This window comes from uncultured Desulfobulbus sp. (genome assembly GCF_963662935.2).
Taxonomy (GTDB): Bacteria; Desulfobacterota; Desulfobulbia; order Desulfobulbales; family Desulfobulbaceae; genus Desulfobulbus.
Window position 1 is genome coordinate 160,065 of record NZ_CAXXTL010000001.1, and the last position, 16,130, is coordinate 176,194.

Annotated in this window: 21 protein-coding genes and 1 tRNA gene; 14 read left to right on the top strand and 8 right to left on the bottom strand. The window is 52.3% G+C overall.

The features are described 5' to 3' along the window. The first annotated feature begins 576 nt into the window (after positions 1 to 576). The 6 genes from rpsT to ACHZCX_RS00745 all read left to right on the top strand — a co-directional run bounded on the left by rpsT (position 577) and on the right by ACHZCX_RS00745 (position 5,727). Entirely contained in the window at positions 577 to 849 is a 273-nt protein-coding gene (gene rpsT / locus ACHZCX_RS00720; RefSeq protein WP_319585336.1) for a 30S ribosomal protein S20, read from the top strand. 260 nt (positions 850 to 1,109) lie between these two features. Continuing rightward, positions 1,110 to 2,597, top strand: a complete 1,488-nt coding sequence (gene trpE, locus ACHZCX_RS00725; RefSeq protein ID WP_394708752.1) for an anthranilate synthase component I — start codon at positions 1,110 to 1,112, stop codon at positions 2,595 to 2,597. A 3-nt stretch (positions 2,598 to 2,600) separates the two neighbouring features. Continuing rightward, entirely contained in the window at positions 2,601 to 3,218 is a 618-nt protein-coding gene (locus tag ACHZCX_RS00730; RefSeq protein WP_319585338.1) for an aminodeoxychorismate/anthranilate synthase component II, read from the top strand. A gap of 27 nt (positions 3,219 to 3,245) precedes the next feature. Continuing rightward, a complete protein-coding gene (gene trpD, locus ACHZCX_RS00735) occupies positions 3,246 to 4,274 on the top strand; it encodes an anthranilate phosphoribosyltransferase (RefSeq protein WP_319585339.1) in 1,029 nt (342 codons plus the stop codon). 14 nt (positions 4,275 to 4,288) lie between these two features. Then, a complete protein-coding gene (trpC, locus tag ACHZCX_RS00740; RefSeq protein ID WP_319585340.1) occupies positions 4,289 to 5,053 on the top strand; it encodes an indole-3-glycerol phosphate synthase TrpC in 765 nt (254 codons plus the stop codon). Then, entirely contained in the window at positions 5,050 to 5,727 is a 678-nt protein-coding gene (locus tag ACHZCX_RS00745) for a phosphoribosylanthranilate isomerase (RefSeq protein WP_319585341.1), read from the top strand. Before trpC ends, ACHZCX_RS00745 begins: the two co-directional genes overlap by 4 nt. Here ACHZCX_RS00745 and ACHZCX_RS00750 read toward each other — a convergent pair. Together ACHZCX_RS00750 and ACHZCX_RS00755 are read right to left on the bottom strand one after the other, a co-directional pair. Continuing rightward, a complete protein-coding gene (locus ACHZCX_RS00750) occupies positions 5,710 to 6,555 on the bottom strand; it encodes a septal ring lytic transglycosylase RlpA family protein (protein ID WP_319585342.1) in 846 nt (281 codons plus the stop codon). The two genes, ACHZCX_RS00745 and ACHZCX_RS00750, sit on opposite strands and share 18 nt — an antisense overlap. A gap of 6 nt (positions 6,556 to 6,561) precedes the next feature. Then, a complete protein-coding gene (locus ACHZCX_RS00755; RefSeq protein ID WP_319585343.1) occupies positions 6,562 to 7,458 on the bottom strand; it encodes a hypothetical protein in 897 nt (298 codons plus the stop codon). Between ACHZCX_RS00755 and ACHZCX_RS00760 the strand changes: the two genes are divergently transcribed. Together ACHZCX_RS00760 and ACHZCX_RS00765 are read left to right on the top strand one after the other, a co-directional pair. Next, positions 7,447 to 7,992, top strand: coding sequence for a hypothetical protein (locus tag ACHZCX_RS00760; protein WP_319585344.1), 546 nt, complete (start codon positions 7,447 to 7,449; stop codon positions 7,990 to 7,992). The genes ACHZCX_RS00755 and ACHZCX_RS00760 overlap by 12 nt on opposite strands. 120 nt (positions 7,993 to 8,112) lie before the next feature. Next, positions 8,113 to 8,189, top strand: a tRNA-Thr gene (locus ACHZCX_RS00765). 121 nt (positions 8,190 to 8,310) lie between these two features. Here the strand turns inward: ACHZCX_RS00765 and ACHZCX_RS00770 are convergent. Next, on the bottom strand, positions 8,311 to 8,481 hold the full coding sequence (locus tag ACHZCX_RS00770) for a hypothetical protein (RefSeq protein ID WP_319585345.1): 171 nt from the start codon (positions 8,479 to 8,481) through the stop codon (positions 8,311 to 8,313). Positions 8,482 to 8,490: 9 nt separating this feature from the next. Then, positions 8,491 to 8,766 carry a hypothetical protein gene (locus ACHZCX_RS00775; protein ID WP_319585346.1) on the bottom strand — a complete coding sequence of 92 codons (276 nt, stop codon included), beginning with the start codon at positions 8,764 to 8,766 and terminating at the stop codon, positions 8,491 to 8,493. A 69-nt stretch (positions 8,767 to 8,835) separates the two neighbouring features. Here ACHZCX_RS00775 and ACHZCX_RS00780 point away from each other — a divergent pair, with 69 nt between their 5' ends. Further along, on the top strand, positions 8,836 to 9,180 hold the full coding sequence (locus tag ACHZCX_RS00780) for a hypothetical protein (RefSeq protein WP_319585347.1): 345 nt from the start codon (positions 8,836 to 8,838) through the stop codon (positions 9,178 to 9,180). A gap of 208 nt (positions 9,181 to 9,388) precedes the next feature. On the opposite strand, the gene ACHZCX_RS00785 is transcribed toward ACHZCX_RS00780, so the two are convergent. Continuing rightward, entirely contained in the window at positions 9,389 to 9,628 is a 240-nt protein-coding gene (locus tag ACHZCX_RS00785; protein WP_394708730.1) for a helix-turn-helix transcriptional regulator, read from the bottom strand. Between the two features lie 180 nt (positions 9,629 to 9,808). On the opposite strand from ACHZCX_RS00785, the gene ACHZCX_RS00790 reads away from it, so the two are divergent. The 4 genes from ACHZCX_RS00790 (at position 9,809) to ACHZCX_RS00805 (ending at position 12,755) form a co-directional block, all read left to right on the top strand. Then, positions 9,809 to 10,123: a transposase gene (locus ACHZCX_RS00790; protein ID WP_319585348.1), complete on the top strand. Its 315-nt coding sequence runs from the start codon at positions 9,809 to 9,811 to the stop codon at positions 10,121 to 10,123. Positions 10,124 to 10,128: 5 nt separating this feature from the next. Next, positions 10,129 to 10,626: a DDE-type integrase/transposase/recombinase gene (locus ACHZCX_RS00795; protein WP_319585349.1), complete on the top strand. Its 498-nt coding sequence runs from the start codon at positions 10,129 to 10,131 to the stop codon at positions 10,624 to 10,626. Between the two features lie 66 nt (positions 10,627 to 10,692). Continuing rightward, positions 10,693 to 11,840, top strand: a protein-coding gene (locus tag ACHZCX_RS00800; protein WP_319585211.1) for an IS3 family transposase whose coding sequence is annotated in 2 segments (ribosomal slippage) — positions 10,693 to 10,951 and positions 10,951 to 11,840 — 1,149 coding nt in all. Because the reading frame shifts where the segments join, the coding sequence is not laid out codon by codon here. 720 nt (positions 11,841 to 12,560) lie between these two features. After that, positions 12,561 to 12,755: a hypothetical protein gene (locus ACHZCX_RS00805; protein ID WP_319585256.1), complete on the top strand. Its 195-nt coding sequence runs from the start codon at positions 12,561 to 12,563 to the stop codon at positions 12,753 to 12,755. Between the two features lie 25 nt (positions 12,756 to 12,780). Here the strand turns inward: ACHZCX_RS00805 and ACHZCX_RS00810 are convergent, their stop codons facing one another. From ACHZCX_RS00810 to ACHZCX_RS00820, 3 genes are all read right to left on the bottom strand, one after another. Further along, on the bottom strand, positions 12,781 to 13,824 hold the full coding sequence (locus ACHZCX_RS00810; RefSeq protein WP_319585255.1) for an IS110 family transposase: 1,044 nt from the start codon (positions 13,822 to 13,824) through the stop codon (positions 12,781 to 12,783). 159 nt (positions 13,825 to 13,983) lie between these two features. Next, entirely contained in the window at positions 13,984 to 14,925 is a 942-nt protein-coding gene (locus ACHZCX_RS00815) for an IS3 family transposase (protein WP_319585350.1), read from the bottom strand. 74 nt (positions 14,926 to 14,999) lie between these two features. Beyond that, positions 15,000 to 15,326: a transposase gene (locus ACHZCX_RS00820; RefSeq protein ID WP_319585208.1), complete on the bottom strand. Its 327-nt coding sequence runs from the start codon at positions 15,324 to 15,326 to the stop codon at positions 15,000 to 15,002. A gap of 192 nt (positions 15,327 to 15,518) precedes the next feature. Here ACHZCX_RS00820 and ACHZCX_RS00825 point away from each other — a divergent pair, with 192 nt between their 5' ends. Further along, positions 15,519 to 16,019, top strand: coding sequence for a flavin reductase family protein (locus ACHZCX_RS00825; RefSeq protein ID WP_319585351.1), 501 nt, complete (start codon positions 15,519 to 15,521; stop codon positions 16,017 to 16,019). Positions 16,020 to 16,130 lie beyond the last annotated feature (111 nt).

Sequence of the window (16,130 nt, forward strand, 5' to 3'; positions counted from 1 at the left end):
CTACTCATCCCCGTCTGCAACTTTTATTTTTTCACCGGCAGGATTTCGATTTCTCCAGCGATAATCGAGGGGTTGGGAGGATGTCCGGCACTTGTCCCGAGGGAACAATCGAGATATTTTTTTTATTCGCCTTCCTTGAACAGCTTGCGGCGAATTGTTGCGCACCGTTGCGCCTGGGGGGCAGTGGTTGATGGCTCGCCCATCGATTCGTTGCCCTCCATGCATTGAGCCGATTATCGATCCAATTCGAACAAGGCAAAGCTGCATCTTGGGTTCGATCGCAATCACGGCTTCCCAGTTATCGTTTTGCACTCGGTCAGGAGATGTTCGGCTACTACGTACTATTGATAAGTAAAAGCGGCCTCATAGTTACTTATGTATTCTAAATCAGGATGATAACATCGGTTTCAGCGGCGCCATTGGTGTGAACCGGAAGGAGGTTATTGATGCCGAATGAAAATCTTTGCCGGGATATCCCGTGTATGCTTGACATTCAAAGGAGCTTTCTGTATATAAAATGGTTTAAATTTTCAATCTTTCATCATTGATGCTTTTTATAAGGAGTTAAGAGTCCTCATGGCAAATCATAAATCAGCAGCAAAAAGAGATCGTCAGGCTAAAATGGCTCGTTTGCGGAACCGGATGAATAAATCCGCAATGAAGACCGCTATTCGTCAGGTGGAAGATGCCCTTACCGCAGGCTCAGAGGAACAGGCCAAAGCCGCTCTGAAGGCCGCCATCCCGGTGATTTGCAAGACCTCCACCAAGGGAACCATCCACAAAAAAACCGCTGCTCGTAAGGTGTCTCGCTTGACCAAAAGGGTCAACAAGATGCTGCCCCTTACCTAAGGTGAAACTTTTTTTTTATTTTAATTTACGGTAAGCCATGGCCGTGGGTGCATTTCTGCCTCCACGGCCTTTTTTTTCGAGTGAAGAATTGCGTTTCGGAAAAGAGCTGCACTCACAGAGTTCATCGGAGCATTCAGCGACCGTAACCGGAATTTGAGAAGATGCAGGCGCACCTGCGTCCATCTATCTTTGGCAAAGTGGCCGCAGCCTCACCTGAGCAAATCTATCCTCTTGCCATTGAAGCCCCACAGGTCTCTTTCATGTATTTTCCCGAGCCGCATACCTTTGCACAAATGATCGGTTCCTCCGATCTTGTTCCGGTTCATCGAACCATCATTGCCGATCTCGACACTCCGCTGACTATCTTCGCCAAGGTTGCCGGAGATGATCCTCATGCTTTTCTCTTTGAATCCATGGAGGGCGGTGAAAAATGGGGCCGTTATTCGTTTATCGGTCTCAGTCCGCTGCTCACTTTCACAAGTGTCCGTGATCTGGTGCGAATAGAATATCCCGGGCAGACCGGCGGTATCGAAGAACGCTCCGGTGTCAATCCCCTGGTTGAACTCAGAAAACTGCTTGCCTCGTTCTCGGTGAGCAATGCACCCGGCCTCCCAAGATTCTACGGTGGCGCTGTCGGCTTTCTTGGCTACGACATGGTGCGGTTTATGGAAAGGCTGCCGGACCGACATCCACCGCTTGATTTGCCCGACAGTTCTTTCATGGTACCCGGTATCGTCCTGATTCATGATGCGGTGCAGCAGAACCTGACCATTGTCTGCAATGTCTGGAAAAATGGTGATGACGACTCCGAGCTTCTCTACACCCAGGCCTGCCGGCGCATCGAAGAGATTATCGATCAGCTCAATGAACCCATCTCCCGCCATTTTGTCGCCCAAGACCAGCCGGTTGAGGCGCATCGGTTCTCTTCGAACATGGACGAGGCCAGCTTCGGCGCCATGATCGAGCAGGCCAAGGAATACATTCTCTCCGGGGATATCATTCAGGTGGTACTTTCCCAGCGGTTTCACACTCAATCCGCGCTCAAACCCTTTGCCCTCTACCGCGCCCTGCGGCACATCAATCCGAGCCCCTACCTTTTTTACCTCCGCCAGGGAGATATGGTGCAGATCGGCTCCTCGCCAGAGATTCTGGTGCGTTTGGAAGAGGGGAATATCGAGTTGCGCCCCATTGCCGGCACGAGAAAACGGGGCGCTACTCCGGAAGAAGATCAGACCATGGAACTGGAACTGCTGGCCGATCCCAAAGAACGGGCTGAGCACCTGATGCTGGTTGACCTGGGACGGAACGATGTCGGCCGGGTGGCTGAGTACGGTTCGGTGGTCGTCCGGGACCTGTTGGTAATCGAACGCTACAGTCATGTGATGCACATCGTTTCCGGGGTGCACGGCAAGTTGCTGGCAGGCCGGGATCAGTTCGATGTCATGGAGGCCTGCTTTCCGGCAGGCACCGTGAGCGGCGCCCCCAAGATTCGGGCCATGGAGATCATCGACGAACTCGAAGTCAGCCGCCGGGGCCCCTATGCCGGTGCGGTTGGTTATTTCGGCTTCTCCGGCAACATGGATTTCTGCATCACCATCCGCACCTTCATCTTCAATGGGCAAGATCTATGGATTCAGGCCGGCGCGGGTATCGTTGCCGATTCCGATCCGAAGAAAGAGTATGAGGAAACCATCAACAAGGCCATGGGCCTGCGCCGGGCGGTGGAGCTGGCGGAAAAGGGGTTTTAAGCCGTGATAGTCATCATCGACAACTACGATTCCTTCACCTATAACATCGTCCAAACTCTGGCTACTGCCCCTCCTTGGGCTGCGGCGGATTGGCAGGCCCCGGAAATTCTGGTCTTTCGCAACGATGCCATCACGATCGCCGAGATCGAGGCTCTTGGACCCGACCGGCTGCTGATTTCTCCCGGTCCCTGCACCCCCAAAGAGGCTGGTATCTCCATGGGGTCGATCCTTCATTTCAGTGGCCGCATTCCGGTCCTCGGGGTCTGTCTTGGTCACCAGTCGATCGGCGAAGCCTTCGGCGGCACGGTGATCCGGGCCACCCGGCTGATGCACGGCAAGACAAGTCCCATCCATCACGACAATCTTGGCGTTTTTACCGGGATGATCAACCCCTTCGACGGGATGCGCTACCATTCATTGGTGGTGGAAGAACCCTTGCCTGATTGCCTTGAGGCCTCCGCCCATACCGATCAGGGGGAACTGATGGGGCTCCGGCATAAAACCCTGCCAATCGAGGGCGTTCAGTTTCACCCCGAATCGATCATGACCGAGCCGGGCAATATCCTGCTGCATAATTTTCTCCGGCCTGAATATGAACACCTGCTCCGCCGCCGCCCATGATTTTTTTTGAGGAGAAGAGGTCGAACCATGATTAGAGAAGCTATCGCCAAGGTTGTCGCCCTTGAGCACCTGAGCGAACCGGAAATGATCGGGGTGATGCGGGAAATCATGAGCGGCGAGGCCACCACCGCTCAGATAGGTTCCTTCATCACCGCCCTGCGGATGAAGGGTGAAACCATTGATGAAATCGTCGGTGCGGTCAAGGTGATGCGAGAAAAGGCAACCTTCATCGACACTGGCGTCAATACCGCCGCCGGTGAGGTGCTGATGGACATCGTCGGTACCGGCGGCGATGGTTCTGGCAGTTTCAACGTCTCGACCACCACCAGCTTTGTGGTGGCTGCAGCTGGCATTCCGGTGGCCAAGCATGGCAACCGCGCCGTCTCCTCGCATTGCGGCAGCGCCGATGTGCTTGAGGCCTTGGGCGTTGATCTGAGTATGCCATCGGAAAAGGTGGCGGCCTGTGTTCGCCAGGTAGGCATCGGCTTTCTCTTTGCCCCCATGCTGCACGGTGCCATGAAGTATGCTATCGGTCCGCGACGCGAGATCGGCATTCGTACCCTGTTTAACATCCTCGGTCCGATGACCAACCCCGCCGGGGCTAATGTGCAACTGACCGGGGTCTTCTCCCGCGAACTGACCACGGTGCTGGCCGAAGTCTTGATGCGGCTGGGCATGAAGCGGGCCGTGGTTGTCTGGGGTGAAGGCAATCTCGACGAAATGACCATCACTGGAACCACGCACATTGCCGACGGCCATCAGGGTAAAGTGACTGTTTCAACGCTGACTCCGGAGGAGGTAGGCTTGCAGACGGCTGACTTTGCCGCCATCAAGGGGGGGAAGACTGCCGGGGAATCGGCCCTTCAGGTGCGGGCGGTCTTGGGCGGCGAGCCCGGCCCGAAACTGGACATGGTTCTACTCAATGCCGGTACGGCCCTGATGGCCGCCGGTTCAACTGAAAATATCCTCTCAGGTATCGCCCTGGCCAGGGAAATGATCGACTCGGGCGCGGCTTTGCACAAGCTGAAGCAGCTGGTCGACTTCAGCCGAACCTGATTGCGGACTACCCTATGATTCTCGATACCATTGTTGCTCGAAAATATGAGGAAGTCGCGGCCTTAAAAGAGCGAGGGCTCCCCATAATGGACCGGCCGGTTTCTCCGCCGCGTGGCTTTCTCCAGGCCCTGACCCGTGCCCCCGGTGTGGCCATCATAGCCGAGGCCAAAAAGGCTTCCCCGTCCAAAGGTGTTATTCAGCCCGATTTCGATCCGATCCGCATCGCGCTCAATTACCGCGAGGGTGGAGCGCACTGCCTTTCAGTGCTCACCGACGCCGATTTTTTTCAAGGATCGCTCGCCTACATTCCACTGGTCCGCGAAGCGGTTGAACTGCCGGTGCTGCGCAAGGATTTCATCATCGATCCCCTGCAGATACAGGAGGCCCGTGTCGTCGGGGCTGACGCGGTACTTCTCATTGCCGCCATTCTCGAAGTTGAGCAGTTGCGGGATTTTCGTTTGTTGGCCGAGTCTCTGGGTATGGATGTGCTGGTTGAGGTCCATGACGAACGGGAGTTGGACGACGCATTGGCCGCGGAGAGTCGGTTGATCGGCATCAACAATCGCAATCTTAATGATTTTTCGGTAAGTCTCGAAACCACCTTTCGTCTGCTGCAAAAGATGCCGCACGGCATTCCCGTGGTCAGCGAATCCGGGATCACCACAGTCGAGGATATGAAGCGATTGAAGGCAGCCGGGGTTAAAGCGGCCCTGATCGGCGAAAGCCTGATGCGGGCTGGACGGCAAGATCAGTTGTTGCGGGAATTTCTTGCCATATGAGTACGGGCCAGCGAATCCGAATCAAGATCTGCGGCACGACCCGCCTGGCGGACGCCCTCTGTGCCGTTGATGCTGGGGTCGATGCCCTGGGATTTATTTTTTACCAAAAAAGCCCCCGCGCCATTCAACCGCAGGCGGCAAGGGCGATCATCAAGCAACTACCGCCCTTTGTCGATGCGGTGGGGGTTTTTGTCGATGAAGAACTGCAGCGGGTTGCGGGAATCGTGCACGAGTGCTGTTTGGGCTATGTCCAACTGCACGGTTCGGAATCACCTGCCTACTGCAGGGAGTTGGCCACGCTCGTTGCCCCCTGTCAGATACTCAAAGCCATTCGGGTCGGAGAGCAGACCACGGCCGAGGATGTGGCTTTTTATCACAATTGCGTCCGGGGGTATCTCCTCGACACCTATCAGAAAAACAACGTGGGTGGCACGGGTCAGACCTTTGACTGGGCAATAATCGACCGCCTGCAGATCAAAAAAACCTTCCTCTTGGCCGGTGGCCTTGATATCGACAATATCCGTGCAGCTCTCGAGCGAGTCCGGCCCTACGGTGTCGATGCCAATTCAGGTTTGGAGGATGCGCCTGGCCTGAAAAACCACACTCTTATCCAACGGTTTATTACCACTGTCCGTGCCTTTGAAGCTGATGGCCCGTCATCTGGCCAGCAGTAAGGCATAACGGAACCCCTCCGCCTCCAACTGTTTCTCGTAGACCTTGGCCTTGGCCAGTGAGGTGCTGGCAAAGATCATCACCCGGTACAGATTCATGCCGGCTGCCGGATACTGCTGGATGATGACGTCGCGTCCTCGTTTGGCAAAGGCTTTGGCCAGCGTCCTGGCGTTTTCGATCTTGATGAAAGCCCCCACTTGCACATAGAAATTTCCCTTGTCAAAATCAGGGATTGGCGGCGCTTTAGGTGGCTTGGGCTTGGGCTTGGTTCCTTCCACCGGTTTTCCCGTAGCAGTCGCTATCATCGTCTCTTCTTCGACCGCCTGCGCGCCAAGGGCGACTATCTCTACCTTGGCGGTTCCCTTGCCGATAATGCCCAGGTCCTGTGCCCTAGTGTAGGTCAGGTCGATGATCCGCTCTTGCACAAAGGGTCCCCGGTCGTTAATCCGCACTACGGTTGATCGGCCGTTTTCCAGGTTTTTCACCAGCAGCATGGTGTCCATGGGCAGGGTCTTGTGGGCCGCTGTGTCGCCATACATGTTATAGGTTTCGCCATTGGAGGTCTTTCTGCCGTGGAATGGTTCACCATACCAGGAGGCGACCCCTTGTTCAGCATAGCCGACGGAAGAAGGAAGGGGATAATAGGTAATGCCTTTGATCACATAAGGCCGCTGTGTTGCCTTGCTTTTTGTTTTTTTCTTTCCTGTTTGGGGAGCGTCTTCCCGACCTTGGGGCTCCGGCGTTTTGGATGCGCAGCCAAAACTGAGGCATAGTAGCAGCGCAAGCACCACCACCGAGGCTGTTCGTGCCCGAAAAGGGAATACGTCCATGGAAAATTACTTGCCGTCGGAAGGGAGGAGGTGTTTGAACCGATCGAGGTAAAAGAGCCCCGCGTGGCCAGTGGTGTGCGGTGTGTAGGGGCGAAGTCCTGATCCTTGACCGCTGACGCTGTCAAAAGGAACCAGGCCGTCGGCTTCAACCATTGACAGGTGAAGGTCGAGAATCGGTCGAAAAACCTTGATGACGCCGTCCGTATCCTTTTGGATGATTATTTGCTCCCAGCGGCGTTGTCCATATCCTTGATACCAGATTCCCGGTCGCGACTCGCCGTTGAGGCCGTCGCGCATGGCCAACGGTAACTCTTTGGAAGATTGCAGGTTATGATCCAGCAGCGACTCGACCTCGGAACTACCCTGCACGGTCAGCCGCTCCCAGGGCTCGTATTCGGCAACCTTGGAGAGCAATAAATGGGTGGGTGCATCGTTGAAGCTCCATTGTCCATGGCAGACCTGACAGGCGACTTTTTGCCCGTATTGCCGGTGAGCCGGGTGTTGCAGCGACGGCACAACATGTTCCTTGCCGTCTGCCTTGGTGGTGAGAATCAACGATTTATCTCGGCTCCGGAGATTGGGTAAAGAGGGCGTCGGTTGTCCTGGTTGCCAGCCATGGCAGGTTCCGCAGGTGAGTGCAGCCTTTGGGCCATGGCCGCTGTTCCGATGGCAGTCAATACACAGGAAACCGTGCTGCTGGTGGATATCCCCAACCAGATCATGCGACTCAACCCCGTAGGGGCGAGGTATAATGTTCTGGCGAGTTTGGGTGGTGTAGGGGGTGCGGTATTCCCAGCTGAAATCATGTTCGTATCGGCCATGGTAATCGCTGCCCACATAGTTGCCGTAGTGACAGCTCAGGCATTGCTTGTCCGTGGGAGCACTAAAGGCGTGGCTTTGCATTTTGCCATCCTTGAATGCCAGGTGGCACGCGCTGCACCCTGTGCCATGGGTGACGGCGGTATAATCGTCACCTTTGGCATAAACATGGCAACGCAGACATCGGCGGCGGAGCATGTCGTCGGCCAGGGCAAGCGCAGTGGTGAACGAGGTGGCAACCGGGATTTCCCCCGGCACACTCAGGTGGTTCTCTGCTCCGAAATGGCGCCGGATTGTGTTGATTTTATTCTCAAGAGTGAAATGCAGGGAATGGGTGGCAGACGCTATCTGTTGGGGATGGCAGGAGCCGCAGGTTGCCGCCATTCGTTCCGGGTGACTCGGCTGGACGATAAGACCGGCATGGGACTTTTCGATTTGGCCTTCATTATCGACCCCTTTGTGGCAGGAAATACAGGTCAATTGGTGGGCCGGATCAAGCTTGATAGCATCATGACACCCCGTGCAGCCGACTTTTGCTGGGGGCGTGATCGCTGGCTGGGTTGCCTGCGGTTGCTGGGATTTGGGAAGCGCAGCCTCCTCTGTCCGGCAACCGCTTAGCAGCAGAAGAATCATGAGGAACGAGACGAAAGAGCAATTCATAATCTTGACACTGTACCATAAAATTGCTACATCAAGAAGCCTCAAACCGCATCCTGCGGGCGCAAAACCTGCCTCAATGCCGATATAGCTCAGTTTGGTAGAGCGGCTGATTCGTAATCAGTAGGTCAGCGGTTCAAGTCCGCTTATCGGCTCCAGTAAAAACAGGCACTTACCTTATTCAGGTAGGTGCCTTTTTTCGTCTGGCGACAATCTGGCGACAAATCAGTCGATAAATGGATAATATTTAAAGGTTAAATTAAAATATTTATTTTCAATTTATCCAAAATATTCCTTTGCACGGTTCATCGCATCTTCGATAGTCGGAAAATAATTGACATTAAAAGATCCATATCCGAAAGATATTATAAAGCCGTTGGCTATTTTATTTATGGTTATGTTATCTTTTTTTTGTGGTGTTTGAGACTCACCAGTTGATGTTCCTTCCATAAATTTAATTTAATTCTTAGGTCTCGGCTCGGCCGATTGGCTGTTTGAAGCAGACGCCTTCTGATATGGCATCCAATCCCATTGACCACCTTCCTGGCCGTTCTTCACGTTCTGGTTGAAAAAGAAACCAGTTGGGTTAAGAACACAGATGTCAATAATGCCAGCCTCGGCGTCTTTGACCGCGGTGATGATTGCCGCTCTGTCCTCTGGTTTATATTCTCCGTTTGGTGTGCCGTATGATTTGTAGTAGACGACACGTCCTACTGTTGGAATGATTGTTCCCATACATTTTTATTTAGGTTAATTATACACACAGTTTAGCATTTCCTAAAAATATGTGAAGTGGATAACATTATGGCTAAACTTAAAATAATTTACAAAATTATCTACCCGAACGGAAAAATTTACATCGGCAAGGATTTGGTGTTCAGCGCCAACTATTTTGGGAGCGCTAATAAAATGTTAATCGAAGAAGATTTTACGATAGAAGAGTTGCGAGACTTTACCATTCGTAAGCAGATTTTGTGGGAATCAGACAACGCCACCGACCAAGAGGTCAACCAGAGAGAGATTGAGTTTATCAACCAGTACCAGTCAAATGACCCTGCAATCGGATATAATCGGTGGCCGAGATACAAAGGCAATACATTCGCTGGCGACAAAATGGCGACAAAGAATATAGAAAATAGCCCAAAATAAGACAGGGGAAGGAAGAGAAAAGGAAGAATAATTTTCAACGAAATCAGTAATATAAAGACAAATCAACTACTTGCAAAAATAGCCTGTAGCTTATTCGTAATCAGTAGGTCAGCGGTTCAAGTCCGCTTATCGGCTCCAGTAATTTCAAGCAGTTGAAGATATGTGCGATCAGTAAAAAAAATTACTGGTCGCACATTGGTCGTAGCGTTCATTGGGCAGTGTTCCCTTTGAGATAGCTATTTTCCCATGTTTCAACCAAAGAAATCGGGTAGAGAACGTGTTTCCCGAATTTTATATACCTCGGACCAAAACCTTTTGTCCTCCAATTTTGCAGTGTACCAGGTGACATTCGTAATCTTTCGGCGAGTTCCTGAGATGTCAGGTGTGTTCGCGTAGAAAAATCTGTCTGTTGAAAGGTCTGCTGTTCTGCTTCTTGTTGTTCTATCATAATATACCCAATTGACTTTTAATAATTCGATAGTTGAATATTAATCTCCTCTCAAAATTTCACCATCGCAGTGCGTAATCTGATATTTTTCTTCAACGCTCCAGGTCAGGGTGAAGAGGTGCCGATTATTGAGACAGGTGTATAAGCAATGAACCAACCTATTTTGCAAGGAGAAGTTCAATGTCAAACCCACCTCATCGTCCACGTCACAGCGCAGAATTTAAGGCCACAGTAGCCCTGGCCGCACTGTCGGAGTCCAAGACTCTGGCTGAACTGGCTACTGAGTACCGGGTTCACCCGACCCAGATCACCCGCTGGAAGCAGGATCTGACCAAGAACGCTTCTGAGCTTTTTGGCAAGGGCAAGAAGAAAGAAGTCAACCATGAGGCCGAAGTGGCCGAGCTCCACCGTCAGATCGGCAAGCTCAAGGTTGAGAACGATTTTTTAGCCAATCTGCCCGGTCTGAACTTGGCCGGGCGCAGAAACAACAGGTGATCGCTATGGGACATCCTGAAGTTTCTGTTCAGCGTTGCTGCCAGCTTTTCGGACTGCCTCGTTCCAACTATTACCGCGGCCTTGGCTTCGGTCTACGTGTTGGTGATTTGGAACTGATGGCCCGGATAGACAAACTCTATATTGAGCACCCCTGGATGGGGAGCCGTTCCTTTGCTGATCACCTCACAACTCCCGAACTCGTGGTGGGAAGAGGTCGTGTCCGTCGCTTAATGCGGGTCATGGGCATCGAGTCTTTAGCTCCCAAGCCGGGCACCAGCAGGCGACAGCCGAAGCATCCGGTCTATCCCTATCTGCTCCGGGGAGTGACCATTGACAGGCCCGATCAGGTGTGGGCGACTGACATCACCTACATCCCTATGGCTCGGGGTTTCATGTACCTGATCGCGATCATGGATTGGGCCACCAGAAAGGTTCTCGCCTGGCGACTATCCAACACTCTGGACACCAGATTTTGCGTTGAGGCTTTGAAAGAGGCTCTCTGAAGAGGTGCCGATTATTGAGACAGGTGTATAAGCAATGAACCAACCTATTTTGCAAGGAGAAGTTCAATGTCAAACCCACCTCATCGTCCACGTCACAGCGCAGAATTTAAGGCCACAGTAGCCCTGGCCGCACTGTCGGAGTCCAAGACTCTGGCTGAACTGGCTACTGAGTACCGGGTTCACCCGACCCAGATCACCCGCTGGAAGCAGGATCTGACCAAGAACGCTTCTGAGCTTTTTGGCAAGGGCAAGAAGAAAGAAGTCAACCATGAGGCCGAAGTGGCCGAGCTCCACCGTCAGATCGGCAAGCTCAAGGTTGAGAACGATTTTTTAGCCAATCTGCCCGGTCTGAACTTGGCCGGGCGCAGAAACAACAGGTGATCGCTATGGGACATCCTGAAGTTTCTGTTCAGCGTTGCTGCCAGCTTTTCGGACTGCCTCGTTCCAACTATTACCGCGGCCTTGGCTTCGGTCTACGTGTTGGTGATTTGGAACTGATGGCCCGGATAGACAAACTCTATATTGAGCACCCCTGGATGGGGAGCCGTTCCTTTGCTGATCACCTCACAACTCCCGAACTCGTGGTGGGAAGAGGTCGTGTCCGTCGCTTAATGCGGGTCATGGGCATCGAGTCTTTAGCTCCCAAGCCGGGCACCAGCAGGCGACAGCCGAAGCATCCGGTCTATCCCTATCTGCTCCGGGGAGTGACCATTGACAGGCCCGATCAGGTGTGGGCGACTGACATCACCTACATCCCTATGGCTCGGGGTTTCATGTACCTGATCGCGATCATGGATTGGGCCACCAGAAAGGTTCTCGCCTGGCGACTATCCAACACTCTGGACACCAGATTTTGCGTTGAGGCTTTGAAAGAGGCTCTCTTTAAATATGGCGCTCCTGAGATATTCAATACTGATCAGGGGTGCCAATTCACCAGCGAAGCGTTCACCTCAGTCCTCAAGGCCTGGAACGTCAAAATCAGCATGGACGGCAAAGGACGATTCAAGGACAATATCTTTATCGAGCGACTTTGGCGCACCCTGAAATACGAAAGGATCTACCTGAAGTCATACGAAACGGGAACTGAGCTTGTCAAGGATCTGACTTCCTGGTTCGGCTGGTATAATGAGAAAAGAAAACATTCGTCACTTGACAAGCAGACTCCAAATGAGGCTTATTCAAAACGAATCGAACAATTGAGCAAGGCAGCCTGAGGCCTGTAACTGTATAATAAAAGCAACATTGCTTATTTCACACCTCAGGATGTCTCACAAACCCCGACCACCTCATGTTGATGTCTCCCTATTTCATCGAACCCAATCGGACGGATCCAATGCGTGAGCGCATGGATGCGTACGGGAAGGTAGTGGCACGACTGTCTGGCGAGTTCGATGCGATATTTGTCAATGTCCAGGTTGCATTTGATCGTTACCTTCAACACCGACCCACACAGTCTCTCTGTGATGACCGTGTGCATCCAAATAAAACCGGCCACATGATTATCGCAACGGCCTTTCTAACCATGATCGAATTCGACTGGAATTTGGCCAACACTTAGAAGGCCCCCGGTTGTCAACGGATAAAGGTATCCGGGAGCGATGAACTTATCACTCTGTGGTCGGTACAATCCGACCAATTGCCCGATGAAGCGCGCCCTGACTTGGGTTTCATATTCGACGACAGAGTGACTCTGCGCCAAACACTTATCGAGGATCAACCACTTTGCCAGTTAAGACGATGCTGGCAAGAGCAACGAGCGAATGGAACCCGGTCGAGAATGGGCCACTCTCTTGCTCGTCGGAGACCGGGTTCCATTCGCGGGCTCGCCGGGAACGAAGGCCGGGTGATTGCGGCAAGGATTTTGTTGTCGCGTCCTAGAAACAATCGCGTACCCTCGTGCCGTCCCATTCAAAACGGCTTGGTCATGCGGCGGCATGCCAGAGTTAGAGCCGGGCTCGGGTGAGGGGCAGAACCACATCAACAAGCAGATGTTCAACGAGCGGGACGGACGGCCAATCAAGCCTTCTGGCTGCGGTGCAACCGGCAGACCATGGCCCATAATGCTGACGGCAGACGGAGGATATGCTCCGGAGGGCCATGCGGATATGCTCGAAAAAAGCTCCAGTTAGGTGTCGGGCTCGCCCGTCCCCTCGATTAGACGGCCAGGAACGTATGCATGTTGAACCCCTGCCGGTTTTTCAGCATGAAATAGACCGCTCGGCCGAGCTTGTGCGCCAGGATGGAAAGCGCCTTGCCTTTGCCGTGTTTCCGCACCAGCTTGTCGTGGAATTGCCGGCCCGGTTCGTTGCTTTTGAGGAACAGTTGCGCAGCCAAGGAAAAGGCCCAGCGGAGATGGGCGTTGCCGATCTTCTTGCCGCCACTGCCGTATTTCTTGCCGTTGGATTCCTTGGAGCAGGTGACCAGGCGGCAATAGGAGGCGAAATCCTGAACCCTGGGAAAGCGGCTGATGTCCTCGATCTCATAGAGCAGATTGAGGGCATTGATCCGGCCCACGCCGGGGATGCTCTTCAAGAGGGCATAAGCAGTCGGGTCATGCTCCTTTGCGTGGGCAATGATGTCCTGTTCGAGGACGGCCAACACCCGGTCATAGGCGTCGATCATGTCGAGATTGGCGGCCATGGACATGCACACCGAGGGATCGTCGAACCGATCCAGCAAGCCTTCCCGGTTTTGCGGTTTGGCGATCCGGCCCAGAGGCACCTGCAGGTTGTACTGGCTGGCGGTATTCTGGGTGTGGGCAAAGAGCTCGGCCCGCTTGCGCATGAGATGGTTGCGCCGGCGCATCAGGTCCCGAGTGGCACGCATCCGCTGGGGATACACGTAGGCCATGGGAATGAGGCCGCCCCTGAGCAAGGCAGCGATCTTCTGGGAGTCAATCTTGTCGTTCTTGCTTTTGCCGCCGTGGATGGCTCGCATGTAGAGCGCATGACCGAGGATAAAGGGGATGTTTTCCGTGGCGCAGAGATCGGCCAGCCAGTACCAGGAGAACATGCACTCGGCGCACACCACCAGATCGTCCCGATAGGGGGCGATGGTTTTGAGGAAGGTTTCCGGCTCGGTCTTGATGTTGCGATGGAGCAGGATGTCCCCTTCCTGGCTGAGGATGCACAGGTACATTTTGTTGGTGTGCAGGTCGATTCCACAGTAATGCTTGTGTTGCTTGGTGTACAATCGCATGAGAAGGCCTCCTTGCTAAGGGTTGCTGATACCCCCATTATAGCGGAATAGTCCGCCGGGTGCTCAGGGGGCCTTCTCTAGTATCAAGCCGTAGGACCTTACGCGCTGAAACGCGCCGGTGATCAGCACATCTGTTCCGCCTCAGTTGGAAATGGACATTCAAGCTGTTTGCATTAAGGGGTTATGGGGAGCCGTATTATCTCCCCTTGGGGTGATTGGCCCGTAGGCACGAAGTCGTTTTTTCTTTCTCAGTTCCCGGGCTTTTTCCAGTTTTTTGTCTCGCTCTTTGAATATTTCCTGTTCTCTGCCGTTCAATTTGTCCATCGGCGCGATATATCCGATGGCGCTGTGCAACCTGACGTTGTTGTAGTGATGGATAAACCCTTCAACCATTCTTCGGGCATCGTCAAGGGAAAGCGGGACACCGGGACGAATACATTCCCCCTTGATGGTTGCGTGGAACCGTTCCAATTTGCCGTTGGACTGCGGATAATATGGCGATGTCCGCACATGCGTCATTCCCGAGATACGGATGAATTCTTTGAAATCCTTGGCAATAAATTGTGGCCCGTTATCTGAAATGATCCTTGGCCGGGCTTCGGGAAAGTGCTCCTTGGCGCGTTGCAGGATGATCTCCACATCCATTTCCGTCATCTGTTCCCTGATCTCCCAGTGGACAATGAAACGACTGCATCCATCGAGAATGCTGCACAAATAATAAAATGTGCCGCAGATGTTGATATAAGAAATGTCCACATGCCAATGGTCATGGGGCCTGAGCGGTTGCACAAAGCCGGTGCCCTTGAGGCTTTTCTTCCGGTTCCATTTCTGCAGCAACCCTGCCTGGCCTAGAACTCGCCAGGTGCTGCTGGGGCTGACGGCAACGATGTCCTGATCCAGTAGCATAAACGTCAACCGCCGATACCCCTCAAGGGGATTGTTGACAGCAAAATTGACGATCGCTGCCCGTTCCCAAGGTTCAAGCCAGAAATCCCGGGGGATCAGCCCATTATGTTCGTTGGCCTTGCCGTACCGCTTGATCCATGCATAAAACTTGCTCCTGGAAACGGCCAGCCAAGCGATGATCTCTTGCAGGGCCACTTCAGCTTTCTTGCTCCAATGCTTGCTGAAATCAACAACGGTATCACGTGTATCATGAGGAACCCAGCTACCATTCAGAGCTCCCCAAGTTCTTTTTTTAACTGGATATGCTCCTCCAGCAACTCGGAAAGAACTTCATGTTTCCGACGCAATTTATCTTCAAGCTGATGGATTCGTTGTTCTTGTACCTTCTTGGAGTCTTTGTTTTCTAGGGCAAAAGCAGCAGCTCCCTTTTCGAAAAACTGCTTTTGCCAACCGTAGAATGTATTCGGCTGCAGTTGGTATTCATCGCAGAGATCCGATACCGTTTCCCGGCCAACCAGGTGGCGCTTGAGGATGATTACCTTCTCTTCAGGGCTGTAGTTGTGACGTTTCTTTCGCATGGACTTTCCTCCGTTCATAATGGTTTATCATGAACAGCTCAAAAGTCCTATTCCCGTTGAACCAAGACACATCGTTCAGCGTCAAACTCTCTCTGTCTCACCTATCCAGAGCTTACCATCAGTTTTGACTGAGATTACAAAACCCAGCAGGTTGAAAATGCGAATTGCGCCTTCATCCTGAAAAGCTAATTATTACTAAGGGAAATGATTATGAAAGATAGAGACTATCTTGAACAAGCTGTCGAATTAATGGAACGAATAAAAAAAGGCGCATTTCTGACAGTTAAGGCGGACGGTATCGTCAATACCATGACAATTGGTTGGGCAACAATTGGATATATATGGCAAAGACCTGTTTTTATGATTGCCGTCAGAGATTCGAGATATACTTTCACATTGCTTGAAAAAACGGACAATTTTACCGTTACGATTCCATCTGGTGACGAACACAACAAGGCTGTTGCTTATTGTGGCACAAAATCAGGTAGAGATTTTGATAAGTTCAAAGAATGTAATTTACTACAAAAACAGGCAAAGTGTACGGAATCTCCCATTGTCGACATTCCCGGTATTCACTATGAATGCAAAATTGTCTACAAATCGGCAATGGATAACGCTTTTCTCGATAGTAAATTAGAGAAACTGTATCCAAAAAAAGATTACCATACGCTCTATTTCGGAGAAATTTTGGCCAGCTATGAAACTGAATAATAAAAAACAAGTTGTCTCGGGGGCAATCCCCGGCAAAACTCCTCACATGCAGAACTCTGCCAGAGAGGCTAACCATCTTAAATATGGGCACAATTGTTATAATTCAGCTTG